Genomic DNA, 16,559 nt, shown 5'->3' with positions numbered 1-16,559 from the left:
TTTTTGTTGGAGGACACAATGCACATTTTGATCTGTGATGATGATGCGATATTTGCTGCCCGCGTGGAAACGCTCGTCCGGGATTTCTTTGCGCGGCGGGGCTTGCAGGTGGAATGCACTGTCTGCCACAGCGGGGAAGAGACACTGGCCCGGCGGGACCTTGATCTGTATCAGGTGGCGCTGCTGGATGTGGATCTGGACACCATGAACGGCATCTCACTGGGAAAGCAGCTGCGCCAGTGCAGCCCGGAGATCTGCCTGGTGTATGTGTCGGCCTATCTGGAATTTGCCCCAGAGGGCTACACCGTGAATGCGTTCCGCTATATCCTCAAGCGCGACCTGGACTGCCAGCTGCCCCGCTGTCTGGATGCCATTCTGCACGAGCAGGATCACCGGGCTCCCAAGACCCTGACCATCCGGCAGAACCGCACCGAGACTGAGCTGCCCTACGACAGCATCTACTACCTCGAAAGCGACCTGCGCAAGATCAACGTTTACGGAGATGTGGCTCACCAGCCCCTGTGCTCCTACTATGGCAAGCTGAATGAGCTGCCGCAGGCCCTGTTTGAGAACGGCTTTCTGCGGGTGGGGCGGAGCGCGGTGGTCAATATGAAGTACATCCGGCAGATCAGCAGCTATATGGTCACTCTGCGCAATGGGGTCAAGCTGGGCGTGAGCCGGAACGGCTATGCTGAGATCCGCAGCACCTATCTGGAATGGAAGGGGCAGTTTGGGGATGACTAAGGAAATGCTCTGGTTTCTGATGGGGCATCTGGTCTGCGTTGGCCAGTGGGCGGCCTTTATCATGGTGGACCATGCATTTCTGGGCCGCGGCAGGAGATTCCGCTTCCCCTGCCTGTGGGCAGCCCTGCTGGCAGCAGTATTTCTGGCGGCTTCGATCCGGCATGACATTGGTTTTTTCAATATCGGATCTGTGATATTGAACGTCATCTACCTGTTGGTCACGGTGCTCTTTTTCGGCGGAAGCTGGAACCAGAAGCTCTCGGCCTGCCTTGTCAACGGCATTATGTGCCTGCTGACGGAAAATACAGTCAGCTACACCTTTGCCTGGTGTAAGCACATTCCCGTCCGGGAGGTCTGGCGCTACCGCAGCTGTCTGTTCCTGCTGGTAGCTGCTGTTGTGGGGGCTGGCCTGCTTGCAGCCTACATTATCCGGCGCTGGCGGAGGGAGCAGGCGTTGACCCCGCTGCAGATGCTGGTCATGTCCTTCTTTCCTGGCATCGTTGTGGTGCTGAACATCGTGCTGATGGTATCCGGCGGCAGTGAAGTGCCCAGCATGATGAACATGATGTTGACCTTTGGTCTGACCATAGCAGTGCTGATCCATCTGGGGATCGTGCAGATGGTCAACGACCAGATGCTGCAGCAGCAGACACTGATGGTGGAGGCTGTGCGCCAGAAGAAGAGCGCAGAAGCTCTTCTGGAATCCTACAAGACCCAGCGGCGGCTGACCCATGAGTTCACCAACCACACCGAGGCACTGGCTCTGCTGCTTCAGCAGGGCGATTACGAGGGCGCAAAGGCCTACCTCTCCACGCTCACAAAGACCATTGCGGCGAATACCACCATTATGAACACCCACAACCCCTTATTAGATGCCTTGCTCAGCAAAAAGTACGAGGAAGCCAGCCGAAAAGGGGTCATGGTCTATTTTGATCTGCCCGATCTGCGGGATATGCCCATGGGCCAGACGGATCTTGTGATCGTGCTCTCCAACCTGCTCAACAATGCCATTGAGGCCGCCGCGCAGGATGATCCGCCGGAGGTCTATGTGCGGATGCGGAAGAGCGAGGACGAGGTGGTGCTCTCTGTCCGCAACCGGGTGAAAAAGGACCTGAACCTCGTGGACGGTCAGCTGCCCCGCATCTCTCAGAAAGGGGCGGGCCACGGCTTCGGGCTGTGGAACGTGCGGGATGTGCTGAAAAAATACGGCGGCGAATATACCATCAGCTGCCGGGAGTGCTGGTTCCGCTTTACCTGCACCATCCCGCTCCGCAAATTATGACATGAAACCCTGCAGAATATGACATTTGGGGTGAAAGTTTCATCGGAATCTGCTACAATGAAACCAAGTTAAAGGCAGGAGCGCCTCCCCGCTGTATGGTTTGCGGCCGACAGAGGAAGGAACATCCGGGAACGCAGGCGTGTGTGCGTGGGCCGGAACGTCTTTACGAATAAAAAGTCTGACGAAGCTCTGAATGGCGATCTTGGGGGATTGCTGCAGATAGAGACCTTCTGAATGCACTGCACCTGCACGGCACCGTATGTGGGAATGGGATGCCGGGCGGTGCTGCCGGAGGGAGCTTTGTCGGGCTTTTTTGTTTGAGATCAGGCCGGAAGGAGGACGGTGTGGAGCATGGTTGCACCTGCACGGAAGCGGGCATCCTGCTGGATATCTTCACTCCGATGCGGGAGGATTTCGTGTAACAAACAAAAAAAGGCAGTGCGCCGCGTGGGACGCACTGCCTTTTGCTTTTGTACCGATTATTCCGGCTTCACCTGCAGCTCCTGCTCACAGTAGATGCAGCGGTATTTGCCGTTGGAGCTCATCTCAAAGATCTGGTCGCATTCCTCTTCAATGGAGGAGATGCAGCGGGGATTGCGGCACCGCACAATGTTCACCAGACGCTTGGGGGGCTTCGGCTTTTCCTTGCGCACAGCCTTGCCGTTTTCGATCACGGTCACGCTGATGTCAGGGTCAAGGTAGGCCAGCACGTCCAGGTTCAGCCAGGAGGCATCCCCCTCGACCTTGATGATGTCCTTGCGGCCGCAGTCGGCCTTGTGGGAGCGCGCATTCTGGATCAGTGCCACGTTGGCGGTCTTGTTGCCGGTGATGCCCAGCAGCTCCATCAGGCCCACAGCGGTGCCTGCCTTGATGTGGTCGATCACAATGCCGTTCTGGATCTCGTCAATATTCAGCATATCAGTTGCCCTCCTTCGGTGCCTTGGGGTCGGCAAGACCCAGCAGCGTCATGATCAGTGCCATGCGGATGTATACGCCGTTCTGCACCTGCTCAAAGTAGGCAGCACGGGGGTCGTTGTCCACATCCAGTGCGATCTCGTTCACGCGGGGCAGGGGATGCAGCACTGCCATTTCAGGCTTGGCAAGGGCCATCTTTTCGCTGGTCAGGATGTAGCTGTTCTTCAGGCGGATGTAATCCTCCTCGTTGAAGAAGCGCTCCTTTTGCACACGGGTCATGTACAGGATATCCAGCTCGGGCATGGATTCCTCCAGGCTCCGGGTCTCACGGTACTCGATGCCGTTGGCTTCCAGCACGTCCTTGATGATATAGTCGGGCACCCGCAGCTCCTCGGGGCTGATGAGCACAAAACGGATGTTCTTGCAGCGTGCCATGGTCTTGATGAGAGAATGGACGGTGCGGCCGAACTTCAGATCGCCGCACAGGCCGATGGTCAGATTATCCAGCCGACCCATCCGGGTGCGGATGGTCATCAGATCGGTCATGGTCTGGGTGGGGTGCTGGTGGCCGCCGTCACCGGCATTGATGACCGGGATGCGGGAGTAGCGGGAAGCGCGGAACGGTGCGCCCTCTTTGGGATGGCGCATTGCCACGATATCGGCATAGCAGGAGACCACACGGATGGTATCTGCAACGCTTTCTCCCTTGGAAGCGCTGCAGACGGTTTCGCTCGGGAAGCCCAGTACATGGCCGCCCAGGTTCAGCATGGCCGCCTCAAAGGAAAGGCGGGTGCGGGTGGACGGCTCATAGAACAAGGTGGCAAGCTTTTTGTGAGCCGCAACGTCCTGGTAAGCGGCAGGATCGGAGCGGATGCGGTCGGCCAGATCCAGCAGGGAAGTGATCTCCTCCTGGCTGAAATCCAAGGGATCAATGAGATGGCGCATGAATTTTACCTCCGTCAAAGTAATTTTCGAAGAATGGAAAAATCGAAGAAATTTGTGTAATAACTCAGTGAGCGCATGACCGGGTGGCACAGACGGTTGAAGCAGATCTCATCCAGCAGCAGCATGGCCTCGCCGGGAGCAAGACGCATGGCAGCCCGGATGGTCTCGTCGCCGCAGCTGGCCTTGAGGTGGGCCACATTCGAGGAGATCTGCTGGTTGCATTCCTGCTCCAGGATATCGAACACGCCGCCGCTCAGGTCGATGCGGGTGTAATCCCGGCTGCCAAAGAGGGCGCGGGGCAGATAATCGATGGAGTAGATGACCGGGGTGGTGTCGGCCAGGATGCGTTTTTTGATGCAGATGACCTCGTCCCCCGGTGCAATGGCAAGATCCCGGGCAAGCTCGGCCCCGGCGCGGATGGGATAGATCTGGATGCCATCGGCGTGGGGGTAGCTGCCAAAGCTGCGGATCAGCGGGTAATATTCCAGCTTCTGGTCAAGGCGGCTGCGCAGGCCGAGCACGGTGCGGTTGACCACCGTGCCAATGCCGCGCACGCGCTCGATGTAACCGGCGCGCTCCATCTCGCTCAGCGCGTCCCGGATCACGGTACGGCTGACACCGAGTTCCGCGGCCAGATCGACCTCGGCGGGCAGGCGGTCGGCATCGGCGTAGCGGCCGGTGCGCAGTTCTTCCAGAAGCGCCGCGACGACACGGTCACTGATGACCGCACCGCCCAGGCGGATGGATGACGAAGAGCTGGATTCTTTCATGGGCTGTTCCTCCGGTTCGCGGGCGGGGCAGTGCCCGCCTGGACTTGGGAAAACCTGCCCTGCATCCCAAAAGCTGCGCCGGACAGATTTTCTTACTTTCATTATAGCATGATTTGACTTTATTTTGAATGGTAATTATACTGGAATCCAGCAGAAAGTATGATTTTATTTTTGGAGGGTTCACAAAATGGAACTGATACTGCAAAAAGTGTGTGGCCGGTCTGCACAGCTTCCCATTCGCCTGCGCCGGTGCGGCCCTGCGGATGCCGCCGCATTCTTTGCTTTGCAGAACGAAGTGCGGGCCGCCATGCCTCACCCGGAGCAGTTTGTGCCGGACACATTGGAGAATATCACGGCCTACCTGAGGGAGGACCTGTGCATCGGGGCATACGACGGCGAACGGCTGGGGGCGTACTTTATCCTGCGCTACTGCGGCCGGAGCGCACACAACTATGCGGCCTTCCTGGGGGTGCCCCGGGAGGAGTGGGAGCACTGGGCCAATGCGGACAGCGCAGTGGTCCACCCGGACTGGCGGGGCAACGGCCTGCAGCGGAAGCTGCTGGAAGCGGCGCTGCCACTTGTCCGGCCCGGCATCGTGGGCATCGGGGCCACCGTCAGCCCGGAGAATCAATACAGCCTGAACAATGCCCTTGCCTGCGGTTTTGTCATTGCCGACCGCCGTGAGATGTACGGCGGGTATGACCGATATCTGTTAAAGAAGATGCTGTAAACAAAAATGCCCTCCTGCTGAGCACAGGAGAGCATTTTTTGTTATGCGACCAGGCGGCTCTCTTCCTTCAGCTGATCGTTCATCTTTTTGCGCACGACCAGCAGGCAGATGAGATGCACCCCTGCGGTCAGAGCCCAGCTGATGGGATAGCTGATGTACAGCGTGCCGGTGGAGCGGAACATCCGGAAGATGGTCGCGATCCAGACCAGACGGAGCAGGCAGCTGCCCACCAGACTGACGATCATGGGGATCACCGAGTAGCCGCGGCCGCGCAGGCAGCTGGCCAGAGTGTCCATTATGCCGCACAGGAAGTAGGCAGTGCAGATGATCTGCATCCGGGACAGGCCGGCGGTCACCACGGCTTCATCCGTGGAGTAGAAGTGCAGCAGGACCTCGCCGCCAAAGTAAGCGCCGCAGCCCAGGAACAGGCCCACCACAGTGACGCAGAGCAGGCAGTTGCGCATGACGCGGTCGAGGTTGTCGTACCGGCGGGCACCCACGTTCTGGCTGGTAAAGGTCACGGCCGCCTGCGCAAAGGCATTCATGCCGGTGTAGATGAAGCCCTCGAGGTTGGATGCGGCAGAGTTTCCGGCCACGACCGTGGAGCCAAAGGAATTGATAGCCGACTGGATCACCACGTTGGACAGGCTGAACACGGTGCTCTGCAGACCGGCGGGCAGGCCGATCTGGATGATCTGCAGCAGGGCTTTCTTGTGGAAGCCCAGATGCCGCAGGTCAAGGTGCATGGCACCCTCTTCCTTGACCAGCAGCACCGTGACCATAATGGCGGATACCGTCTGGCTGAGGATGGTGGCCAGCGCAACACCCGCCACGCTCATCTGGAACACGATGACGAACAGCAGGTTCAGCACCACATTGATGACACCTGCCACCGCCAGACAGACCAGCGGGCGGCGGGTGTCGCCCACGGCACGCAGCAGGGAGGCGTTGAAGTTGTACAGCATGGTCATCGGCATTCCGATGAAGTAGATCTTCAGGTAAAGGGTGGCAAGGTCAATGACATCCTCGGGGCTGGACATCAGTTCCAGCAGGCCGTGGGCTGCAAAAAAGCCCACAAAAGCCATCAGTACGCCGCCCACAAGGCTCAGGGTAACAGCGGTCTGCACCGCTTCGTGCACGCCCTGGTCATCCTTTGCGCCATAGCAGCGGGCAGCCACAACGTTTGCACCCAGCGCAAGGCCGACAAACAGGTTGACCAGCAGGTTGATGAGCGCACCGTTGGAACCAACTGCTGCCAGCGCGGCGCTGCCGACGAACCGGCCCACCACGACCACATCGGCAGCATTGAACAGCAGCTGCAAAAAGCTGGATGCCGCCAGCGGCAGGGAAAACAGGATGATCTTTTTCAGCATCGGGCCGCTGGTCAGATCACCGGCCTGGGACATTTGTGCCATGAAAGCTCCGCCTCCTTTGAAACTTCTCTCATACTCTTGCACCAAAATCGAAGCGTAAAAAATGCGCCGTGCCGTTTTGCGGCACAACGCAAATTGTAAATAACACCTATATTATAATACAGTTTTCTGTAAAATACAAGATGCTGCGCAGGGGAGATCCTGCCTTTCCGGGACACTTCGATCAGGAATGATGGATCTGCAGCGTTTTCCAGTGCTCTTTCTTCTCATATTCTGTTGTCACGCCGTCATCCCGGTACATCCGGTACTCAGCAGATTCGCCGTCAGGCAGGAAGCTCCACAGGGTCAGGCTGGCATCATCCAGCTCAGAGGTGTTGTTGGCGGGCTGTGCTACGGGAACGATGTGACCCGGACGGAGGAACAGCAGCATTTCGTCCAGCGCACAGCGGATATAGTGGTGTCCGGCGGGCAGGATCTCTTCGTCGTAGTCGTCCACGGCCCGCAGGCGCAGGAGCTTCATGGGTTCGGGAAGGTAGACATGCCGCCCGTGGGCATTCTGGACATAGACGGGAGCGGCCATCAGGCCCTCGCCCAGCAGAAGCTGATCTTCCACCTCCCGGGCATCAGGGTCATCCGGGTAGTCGAAGGCCAACGGCCGGAAGTAGCTGGTGTTTTCCAGCGCAGCCTTCATAAATTCGCTGTACAGGTAGGGCAGCAGGGCGTAGCGCAGACGGATCATATTACGCACAGCGGGCAGCACCTCGGGGAAGCGGTAGTATTCCTGCATCCGGGTGCCAACTGCGGAGTGGTTGCGCATCAGCGGGGTGAGCAGACCGAACTCAAGCCAGCGCAGGGCAAGATCCGGCGTGGTATCGGAGGAGAAGCCGCAGAGGTCGGCACCGCTGTACAGGAAACCGCACATCTGGACACTGGGCATCATCTGGATGTTGGCCAGCAGCTGGGCCCAGCTGGAATTGTTGTCGCCCAGCCAGATGCCGCCGTAGCGGTGGCTGCCAATGAAGCTGGAGCGGCTGTAAAGCAGGGTGCGCTGGCCCGGGCGCAGGTCGGCAAAGGCTTCGCCAGCGGCGCGGGTCATGCTGCCGCCGTAGAGGTTGTGGACCTGATCGTGGCGCACCTTCTGGCCGTCCACCTCATGGTAGAAGCTGGCGTAGTCTGCCGGGCTGTTCATCAGTCCCATGGCACCGCCCACCACGCGCAGGAAGAACTCCTCCTGCTCAATGTTGTCCTTCTCCCGCAGGGCGGCCATGTCGTTCAGAAAAGCGCGCAGCCGCTCGGGTGAGTAGAAGAGGGAGGGCTCATTCATATCGTTCCAAAAGCCCTCGATGCCGCAGTCGGTCAGGGCCTTGTATTTGTGACCGAACCACTCCCGCACCTCAGGGCGCAGGAAGTCGGCAAAGTAGGCCTTGCCGGGCCAGACTGCCGCCACAAAGGGGGTTCCATCGGCCTTTTTGCAGAAGTATCCCTTTTCCAGCCCTTCGGTGCAGGTGGGGTCGTTGGGGTCGATGCGTACGCCGGCATCGATGATGGGCACCAGCCGGATGCCCTGCGCTTTCAGGTCGGCGGAGAGCTTTGCAAGATCAGGAAAACGTTCCTTATTTACGGTAAAATCGGCATAGTCCTGCATGTAGTCAATGTCCATGCAGATCATATCCAGCGGCAGGTCGTGCTCCTTGTACTGGCGTGCAACCTCCCGCACGTCCTCCTCGGTCTTGTAGCCCCAGCGGCTCTGTGCCAGACCGAATGCCCACCGGGGCGGGATGTAGCTGCGGCCGATGAGGGTGCGGAACTCCTTGCAGATCGCATTCTCGTTCCCGCCGGAGAGGAGATACAGATCATAGTCAGGGGTCTCGGTGTGGAAAGAGAATAGATCGTGGCGGGTATAGCCGATGTCGTAATACACCTTGCCCGGGAAATCCACGAACAGGCCAAAGCAGGTGCTGCCGTCCCGCACCAGCAGGAAATTGTGCGCACCATAGAAGGAAAGCTTGTCCTCGCTGTGGCGGGATTCGTCGGTGTTGTTGGTGATGTAGTGCCAGCCGCGCTTGTTGATGCCGCGGGGCATTTCGCCCAGACCGTAGACCGCAGCCTGCTCACTGAGGGTGAGCTGCCAGCCGCTGTCGTCGGGAGTCAGAAAGGGGACGGGGCCGCTTTCCGCGGGAAGAGACAGCACAACGCTCTGGGTGGGGAAGGGATGCCCGAAAGAAAAACGCTGGATCACAGAAAAGTCCTCCTGTTTCAGATAGAGTTGTTACTGTAATGATACGGCAGAAATCGTTCCGGAACAAGAGAGAAAACAGGATAAATAATGCAACAAAACAGGCGCTTTGTGGCCTGCGCAACAGCCAATACTTCTGCTGCGCCTGCCGAAGCCCTTCAGGCGTGAAACTGCACGGAATGGATTGCAAACTGTCGAAGGGCTTGCTATAATAAAAGGTACTCTGAAAAGGGAGGATCTTCCATGTATCGAAACGGCATCAAGCGGCTGCTGGCGGTCATTCTGTCCCTCTGCGGCATGATCGTGCTCTCACCGCTGCTGCTCATCCTCTGCCTTGCCATCAAGATCGATTCCCTGGGACCGATTTTTTTCAGGCAGAAGCGGGTGGGCATCCACAAACAGCATTTCAATATCCTCAAGTTCCGCACCATGCGCATCGACACCCCCCACGATATGCCCACCCACATGCTCAAGGACCCGGATCAGTATATCACCCGGGTGGGGCACTTCCTGCGCAAGACCAGTCTGGACGAGCTGCCCCAGCTCTGGAACATCTTTGTGGGCGATATGGCAGTCATCGGCCCGCGCCCGGCGCTGTGGAACCAGTATGACCTGCTGGCCGAGCGGGACAAGTACGGTGCCAACGATGTCCGCCCCGGCCTGACCGGCTGGGCTCAGATCCATGGGCGGGATGAGCTGGAGATCGTGGACAAGGCCCGGCTGGACGGCTACTATGTGGAGCACCTGAGCTTTGGCATGGACGTAAAGTGCTTCTTTGGCACCATCAGGGCGGTGCTCGACCACGACGGTGTGGTCGAGGGCGGCACCGGCACTTTGCACGAAGAGGAAAACCACAAGAAGTAAGACCGGCCCGGGCAGAATACTTGATTTATCCCCTGAAAAGCGTATAATAAAATGGTATAAGACATCAAAGGAGGATTTCCATGAATCGCACCTACATCAACGAGGTACAAAAGGAAATTGGCAATACGATCAAGGTACAGGGCTTTATTGAAAACCTGCGCAACAGCAAGTATATGGCCTTTATCGTACTGAAGGATATCACCGGCAAGCTGCAGATCACGGTTGAAAAAGAGGATCATCCTGATCTGGTGGACACCATCGATCAGCTGACCCCTGATTCTGTCATCACTGTCACCGGTAAGGTGGTCGAGAACGACTACGTCAAGATGGGCGGCATCGAGATGATCCCCGTGGCCATCGAGGTGGAGAGCATTGCGGATGCACTGCCCATTGCCCGCAAGGCCATTGCCGCCACCAAGAAGAAAAAGGCGGTGGAGCGTTCCAGCATCGACCAGCGCATTGATTACCGCTGGGTCGATCTGCGCACCGACGAGAACCAGCTGATGTTCAAGGCCCAGAGCTGCATGGTCAACGCCATGCGCAAGTTCCTGCTGGACCAGAACTTCATCGAGATCCACACCCCCAAGCTGATCGCTGCTGCCAGTGAGAGCGGCTCTGAGGTGTTCAAGGTGGATTACTTCGACCGCAATGCCTATCTGGCACAGAGCCCCCAGTTCTACAAGCAGATGGCAATGGCTGCAGGCTTTGAGCGCATCTTTGAGACCGGCCCTGTGTTCCGCGCCGAGAAGAGCTATACCAACAAGCACGCCACGGAGTTCTCTGGCTTCGATCTGGAGTTCAGCTACATCACCTCTTACAAGGATGTCATGGCCATGGAGGAGCAGCTGCTCAAGGCTGGCCTGCAGGCTGTGAAGGACGCATACGGCGATCAGATCCAGGAGCTGTTCGGCAAGGAAGTCATTGTGCCCGAGACCCCGTTCCCCGTGGTCAAGCTGGCTGACCTGTACAAGGGTCTGGAAGAGGACTTCGGCTATGTGGTGGACGATTCCGAGAAGGGTGACCTGACCACCGAGGCCGAGCGCCTGAGCTACGACTGGGTGAAGAAGCACTATAACCACGAGTTTCTCTTCGTCACGGATTACGATGCTGAGAAGCGCGCTTTCTACCACATGCGCGACGAGAACGGCGTGCCTCAGGGCTACGACCTGATCTGGCGCGGTGTGGAGATCACCACCGGTGCCCAGCGCGAGCACCGCTATGAGGTGCTGAAGAAGCAGGCTGAGGAAAAGGGTCTGGCTGAGGATGTCAAGTTCTATCTGGAGTTCTTCCAGTATGGCTGCCCCCCGCACGGCGGCTTCGGTCTGGGCATCGACCGCCTGACCATGCTGCTGGTGGGCGAGAGCATCAAGGACGCGGAGTTCCTGTTCCGCGGCCCCAACCGTCTGACCCCGTAAGGACGGGGGTGTTCGTATGAACGCCGCGGACCATTATCTGACCCGTTATCTGGAAGCGAAGGATCTGGATCAGTACAACGCACTGCTCCGCTACACCTTTCAGGTCACGGAAGAAGAGCTGACTGCCACAGGCTGGAAGGACGATGAAATCAAGCAGTCCAAGTTCCCGGTGCTGGAACGTGCCGATGTACTGGGCTGCTTTGATGGAGACACGCTGGTGTCCCAGTTTGCCGTCTATCCGCTGAAAATGAACATCTATGATACGGTCTACCATGTGGGCTTTGTCACCAGTGTCTGCACCTACCCGGAGTACACCGGGCAGGGCATTATGAAGCACCTGATGATCAAGGGCCTGACCCAGATGCACGAAGAGGGCAAATCCTTCGCCCTGCTCTACCCGTACAGCATTCCGCTGTACCATCATCTGGGCTGGGAGATCGTTTCCAACAAGATCTCGTTCAACATCAAGGACCGGCAGATCCCCACCAAGGTCAAGGCCCCCGGCTATGTCCGGCGTGTCAGCTGGGATAATACCGAGTTCCATGAGCTGCACTCCCACTTTGCGTCCATCACCCATGGCTGTCTGTTCCGCAACAGTCTGGCCTGGGAGGAATACTGGCGCTGGGATGAGGACGATACCAATGTTGCGGTCTACTACAACGTCAAGGATAAGCCCTGCGGCTACATGGTCTACCTCATCAAAAACGACATCATGCACATCAAGGAGATGGTCTACCTCAACCGCGAGGCCCAGAAGGGCCTGTGGGAGTATATCCATGCCCATGATTCCATGATCGATGAAGTGCACGGCAGTACCTATTTCAGCGAACCCATCGCCTTTGAGATGGACGATGGCGACATCAAGGAAAGCATCCGCCCCTATGCCATGGGACGCATCATCGACGTGGAGGATTTCCTCGCCGATTACCCCTGTGACCCGGACGGCGGCACCCTGTGCATCGAGCTGGAGATCGAGGACCCGCTTCTGCCATGGAACGACCGGACGTTCAACGTTCGCTTTGCAGATGGGCACTGCACCATGACCCGTGAACCCGCCGAGTATCACCTGAAAATGGGCATCGGCACCTTTACCACCCTGCTGCTGGGCTACAAGACCGCAGAGCGTCTGTATGAGCTGGAGCGCATCGAGGGCAGGGAAGAGGCTGTGGAACGGCTGGATGACGTGCTCTTCCATAAGATTCCGTATATTTCGGATTACATCTGACAAAAGAAAACAACCCTCTCCGTCAAAGCCTTTTGCTTTGCCTGCTTCCCCCGAAAGGGTGAGGCGGCATTGCGAGGCAATGACGGAGAGGGTTGTTCTTTTTGACTCAGAGCAGCGTCGGCACCAGCTCGGCCAGCTTTTCGGCCAGCTGTGCATGGCCCTTACGGGTCAGATGCATGAAGTCGATCTGGTTGAACTCGCAGCCTTCAGCGTCCAGGAAATGGACGTTGTTACGCTCTGCAATGATCTTGTACCAGCCGGCAACGCCCTTGGACTTCTCTACACAGCCGTCGCCCATGACCTCATCGTGGAAGCCCTCCTTAATGCGCGGAGGAGCGACCACAAGAATGTTGGGTTCCTTGCCGCCCCAGCAATCCACGGTCTTGCACTTCTGGATCAGGCGCTCCATGCCAGCGCCAATGCAGGCGGCGTTTGCGTTGAAGCGCTCTTTCACATCGTTGGTGCCCAGCATGATGATGAGCAGGTCGATGACTTCATGGCTCTTGAGCAGGGGATAGGCCACGCTCAGAGCATCCATGGACTCGTGGATGGGGTCTACAAAAACGGTGGTGCGGCCAGAAAGGCCCTCTTCGGTTACCAGATACTTGTCGCCCAGAGCAGTCTGCAGACGGCAGGTCCAGCGCTCGTCCTCGTTGAAGCGGATGCCGCCGTCGGCGTTGTCCTTGGGGTCGGCACAATAACCGTGGGTGTTGGAATCGCCCAGGCAGAGAATATGTGTTTTCATCTCAATACACTCCTTTGATCGTTCAGGTGATCAGGCTTCGCCGTGCTGCTGGCGGAAGTAATAGACTGCGCCTACCATACCGGCATCATTGTGCAGCTGGGCGGCGCGGATCTCCAGCCCCTCGGCAAAGGCGGGCATGACGGAGGCCCTGACTTTGGCGGCAATGGGTTCGATGAGCAGCTTCTGCTGGGTGCTCACGCCGCCGCCGATGAGAATGAGCTGCGGGTTGAAGATGTGCACCATGCCTGCAAGGCCCTGTGCGATCTCATCCGTCCAGGCATCCAGCAGGGCCAGAACGGTTTCGTTGCCAGCCTCTGCGGCAGCAAAAATGGCGCGGCCGTCTTTCCAGGCCGGGTCCTTTTTCTGTGCGGCCCGTACCAGAGCCGTGGTGGCGGCGTAGCGCTCCCAGCAGCCGGTGGCACCGCAGGTGCAGGGGACACCGTCCAGTGCATGGGTGCGGTAGTGGCCCAGCTCACCGCCCAGTCCGCGGGCACCCTCCAAAAGGCGGCCGCCGGTCAGGATGCCGCCGCCCACGCCGGTGCCCAGGGTTACGCCGATGACATCGGTATAACCCTTTGCGCCGCCGACCCAGACCTCGCCCAGCGTCATGCAGTTGGCATCGTTGGCGACGGTGACGGGTAGGCCGAAGAGCCGTTCCAGTTCGGCCTGGATGGGGCTGTTGATGTAGTTGGGAAAGTTGCCGCAGGTACCGGCTACGATGCCTTTGCGGCTGTCGATCTGGCCGGTGGCCGAAACGCCCACGCCTTCCAGTGTGTTCACGTCGATGTTCTGGGTCTCCACAAAGGCTTTGGCGGCTTTGAGCACGGTGGTCAGCACCGGGGTCTGGTAGCCGTCGAAGTTGACGCTCTCCTCGGCCTTGGGGCCCACCGCGCCGGTCTCATCCACGATGCCCAGCTTGACGGCAGTGCCGCCGATATCGATCGCAAGATACTGTTTCATCTCAGTGTCTCCGTTTTACTTGTTCATGGCGTTGATGGCACCGGTGAAGCGGGCCGTGATCTCGGCAGGGCGGGTGATGGCACCGCCCACCACCAGTGCAAAAGCACCGGCTTCCAGTGCCTTGACGGCCTGCTCGGGGTAGTGGATGTGGCCCTCGGCAATGACCTTGGCGGGGCACTCGGTGGCCAGCTTGTGGACGAAATCAAAATCGATGTCGTCAATGCCCTGGGTCTCAGGGGTGTAGCCGCGCATGGTGGTGCCCACAAAGTCGGCACCGGCCTCGGCGCAGGCCATGGCGTTCTCAAAGTTGTCGCAGTCGGCCATCACCAGCTGATCCGGGTACTTTGCCTTGATGGCGCGGATGAACTCAGCGGAGGTGGAACCGTCCGGGCGGAGAGCTCCCGTGCCCTGCACCGCCAGAATATCCACGCCGCAGGCCACCAGCTCGTCCACTTCCTTCATGGTCACAGTGATGTACATGGGGGTGCCGGGGTAGTCCTTTTTGATGATGCCGATTACGGGCAGGTCCACGACCTCCTTGATCTGGGTGATGTCCCGCACGGTGTTGGCGCGGATGCCCACCGCGCCGCTCATGGCGGCAGCCTTGGCCATCAGGGGCATCACGCCGCCCTCCTTGGTGTACAGGGGCTCGTGCTCCAATGCCTGGCAGGAGACGATCAGCCCGCCCTTGATCTGAGCAAACAGTTTTTCCTTATCCATGATATTTATCCTCCATCTTGATCTTGACAACAGCTTTGCGGACACGATCGCAGCCGGGCGTTTCCACGCCGGGGCGGTGCAGCTCACCGGGGAAGAAGAGGACGAACCGCCCCTCGCCCAGAGCGCCGAAAACGGCATCCTCGCTGTCCTTTTTGCCGATATCCGGCTGGTAGGGCTCCACCTCGGTGCCGGGGTCGGTCTCGTAGCCCCAGCCCTCGCCGCCGGTCAGGTCGATCTGCAGATCGGCGTAGAGCCGGTGATATTCGGCGTGGGAACCGGTGTGGGGTTTGAGATCGGCATCCATCACATTGATGAACACCTCGTCGCCGTCCACTTCGGTACGGCCCAGCGGCAGGGTATCCAGCGGGTGTGCGGCCAGAAACTCAATGGCCGTGTCGAGGTTTTTGTGGAACCCCTTGTACAGATGCAGTTGATCCAGGGTATCGCAGATCATACGCTTTCCCTCCAAAAAAGAAGCGCCCGCCTCCCCTCTGAAAAGAGACGGAGAGGGGGCGCTTGTTCAGCTTACAGTTTTGCGATGGCGGCTTCGATCATGGCCTGTGCTTCGGCCACGATGGCCTCATCCTCGGGGACCAGGCCGGGCATGGGCTCACGCACGCCGCCCAGCTCCAGACCGTACATCCGGCGCAGGATCTCTTTCTGCACGGCGTACAGGTTGCCGTGGGCCTCACACATCTTGTAGATGATGCGGTCGGCCTCATACTGGAGGGCCTGTGCTTCCTTGACCTCGCCCTTGTTGATATGCTCGTTCATGGCCAGATACAGCTCAGGCATCACGGCGTAGGTGCCGCCGATGCCGCCGTCTGCGCCGATGACGCGGCCGGAGACGAACTGCTCATCGGGGCCGTTAAAGACCACAAAGTTGCCTTCGCCGCGGGCAGCGATACCGGCATCCTTGAACATCTGGATGTCCTGGGTGGGCATGGAGCTGTTCTTGACAGCCACCACGTTGGGGTTCTTGAGCATCTCCTTCAGCAGGCTCATGGTCAGGCCGGTGCCAGCCAGCTGGGGAATGTTGTAGATAACGAATTCGGTATTGGGAGCAGCAGCGGACATGTCATTCCAGTATTTTGCAATGGCATACTCGGGCAGGTGGAAGTAGATAGGGGGGATGGAGGCGATGGCATCCACACCCACGCTCTCGGCATGGCGGGCCAGCTCCACGCTGTCGGCGGTGTTGTTGCAGCCAACGTGAGCGATCACGGTGAGCTTGCCTTTGGCTTCGCTCATCACTGCCTCCAGCACGGCCTTGCGCTCGTCCACATGCTGGTAGATGCACTCACCGGAGGAACCGCCGACATACACGCCCTTAACGCCCTTTGCAATCAGGTGGCGGGTGAGGGCCTTGACACCCTCAGTGGAAATATTGCCCTCTGCGTCGTAGCAGGCGTAGAAAGCGGGGATAACGCCCTGGTACTTAGTGATATCTTTCATAGTTTGTCTCCTTAAGCTCCTATATGCTTATTTGTTCTGTTCACTGCATCAGCGCCCTCTTGCGGTGCCCTGCATCCGCTTCGGCCCTTGGTGCGGGCCTTGCGTCTTGCAGACCGCTGCGCCAAAAATTGCTTCCTGAACATCAAGCTCCAACGCTTTCTGTTCCGGGCAACTGCATCA

The 16,559-nt window shown here is 58.6% G+C and carries 16 protein-coding genes; 6 read left to right on the top strand and 10 right to left on the bottom strand.

The features are described from left to right. Positions 1-18: 18 nt before the first annotated feature. Positions 19-744, top strand: a complete 726-nt coding sequence (locus P0G09_RS11040) for a LytTR family DNA-binding domain-containing protein (RefSeq protein ID WP_156065799.1) — start codon at positions 19-21, stop codon at positions 742-744. Further along, a complete protein-coding gene (locus tag P0G09_RS11035; RefSeq protein ID WP_275252663.1) occupies positions 737-2,026 on the top strand; it encodes a sensor histidine kinase in 1,290 nt (429 codons plus the stop codon). Before P0G09_RS11040 ends, P0G09_RS11035 begins: the two co-directional genes overlap by 8 nt. 479 nt (positions 2,027-2,505) lie before the next feature. Here the strand turns inward: P0G09_RS11035 and P0G09_RS11030 are convergent, their stop codons facing one another. Genes P0G09_RS11030 through P0G09_RS11020 form a run of 3 tightly spaced genes read right to left on the bottom strand, consistent with a single transcriptional unit; the run spans position 2,506 to position 4,656 of the window. Then, complete coding sequence (locus tag P0G09_RS11030; protein ID WP_005934452.1) at positions 2,506-2,943, bottom strand: aspartate carbamoyltransferase regulatory subunit; 438 nt, start codon at positions 2,941-2,943, stop codon at positions 2,506-2,508. 1 nt (position 2,944) lies between these two features. Continuing rightward, positions 2,945-3,886: an aspartate carbamoyltransferase gene (gene pyrB / locus P0G09_RS11025; RefSeq protein ID WP_227610621.1), complete on the bottom strand. Its 942-nt coding sequence runs from the start codon at positions 3,884-3,886 to the stop codon at positions 2,945-2,947. A gap of 14 nt (positions 3,887-3,900) precedes the next feature. Further along, positions 3,901-4,656, bottom strand: a complete 756-nt coding sequence (locus P0G09_RS11020) for a GntR family transcriptional regulator (RefSeq protein ID WP_275252662.1) — start codon at positions 4,654-4,656, stop codon at positions 3,901-3,903. 187 nt (positions 4,657-4,843) lie between these two features. On the opposite strand from P0G09_RS11020, the gene P0G09_RS11015 reads away from it, so the two are divergent. Continuing rightward, positions 4,844-5,386, top strand: a complete 543-nt coding sequence (locus P0G09_RS11015; protein ID WP_005934446.1) for a GNAT family N-acetyltransferase — start codon at positions 4,844-4,846, stop codon at positions 5,384-5,386. 41 nt (positions 5,387-5,427) lie between these two features. On the opposite strand, the gene P0G09_RS11010 is transcribed toward P0G09_RS11015, so the two are convergent. Then, positions 5,428-6,801: an MATE family efflux transporter gene (locus tag P0G09_RS11010; protein WP_275252660.1), complete on the bottom strand. Its 1,374-nt coding sequence runs from the start codon at positions 6,799-6,801 to the stop codon at positions 5,428-5,430. 181 nt (positions 6,802-6,982) lie between these two features. Next, a complete protein-coding gene (locus P0G09_RS11005; protein WP_275252659.1) occupies positions 6,983-8,998 on the bottom strand; it encodes a TIM-barrel domain-containing protein in 2,016 nt (671 codons plus the stop codon). A gap of 240 nt (positions 8,999-9,238) precedes the next feature. Between P0G09_RS11005 and P0G09_RS11000 the strand changes: the two genes are divergently transcribed. The 3 genes from P0G09_RS11000 (at position 9,239) to P0G09_RS10990 (ending at position 12,499) form a co-directional block, all read left to right on the top strand. Beyond that, entirely contained in the window at positions 9,239-9,859 is a 621-nt protein-coding gene (locus P0G09_RS11000) for a sugar transferase (protein ID WP_275252658.1), read from the top strand. Positions 9,860-9,939: 80 nt separating this feature from the next. After that, positions 9,940-11,274, top strand: a complete 1,335-nt coding sequence (aspS, locus tag P0G09_RS10995) for an aspartate--tRNA(Asn) ligase (RefSeq protein WP_275252657.1) — start codon at positions 9,940-9,942, stop codon at positions 11,272-11,274. A gap of 16 nt (positions 11,275-11,290) precedes the next feature. After that, positions 11,291-12,499, top strand: a complete 1,209-nt coding sequence (locus P0G09_RS10990; RefSeq protein ID WP_275252656.1) for a GNAT family N-acetyltransferase — start codon at positions 11,291-11,293, stop codon at positions 12,497-12,499. Positions 12,500-12,605: 106 nt separating this feature from the next. Here the strand turns inward: P0G09_RS10990 and P0G09_RS10985 are convergent, their stop codons facing one another. The 5 genes from P0G09_RS10985 to P0G09_RS10965 form a co-directional block, all read right to left on the bottom strand. Next, positions 12,606-13,244, bottom strand: a complete 639-nt coding sequence (locus P0G09_RS10985; protein ID WP_156068200.1) for a GDSL-type esterase/lipase family protein — start codon at positions 13,242-13,244, stop codon at positions 12,606-12,608. 30 nt (positions 13,245-13,274) lie between these two features. Beyond that, positions 13,275-14,204 carry an ROK family protein gene (locus P0G09_RS10980; protein ID WP_275252655.1) on the bottom strand — a complete coding sequence of 310 codons (930 nt, stop codon included), beginning with the start codon at positions 14,202-14,204 and terminating at the stop codon, positions 13,275-13,277. Between the two features lie 15 nt (positions 14,205-14,219). Further along, on the bottom strand, positions 14,220-14,924 hold the full coding sequence (locus P0G09_RS10975) for an N-acetylmannosamine-6-phosphate 2-epimerase (RefSeq protein WP_005934431.1): 705 nt from the start codon (positions 14,922-14,924) through the stop codon (positions 14,220-14,222). Next, positions 14,917-15,378, bottom strand: a complete 462-nt coding sequence (locus P0G09_RS10970; protein WP_275252654.1) for a YhcH/YjgK/YiaL family protein — start codon at positions 15,376-15,378, stop codon at positions 14,917-14,919. The genes P0G09_RS10975 and P0G09_RS10970 overlap by 8 nt, the downstream gene beginning before the upstream one ends. Positions 15,379-15,449: 71 nt before the next feature. After that, on the bottom strand, positions 15,450-16,379 hold the full coding sequence (locus P0G09_RS10965) for a dihydrodipicolinate synthase family protein (protein WP_275252653.1): 930 nt from the start codon (positions 16,377-16,379) through the stop codon (positions 15,450-15,452). Positions 16,380-16,559: the final 180 nt, after the last annotated feature.

It is taken from the genome of Faecalibacterium sp. DFI.5.82 (genome assembly GCF_029076575.1).
Taxonomy (GTDB): Bacteria; Bacillota; Clostridia; order Oscillospirales; family Ruminococcaceae; genus Faecalibacterium; species Faecalibacterium duncaniae.
Note: the sequence above shows the minus strand (reverse complement) of the source record. Positions and strands in the feature narration are given on the sequence as shown.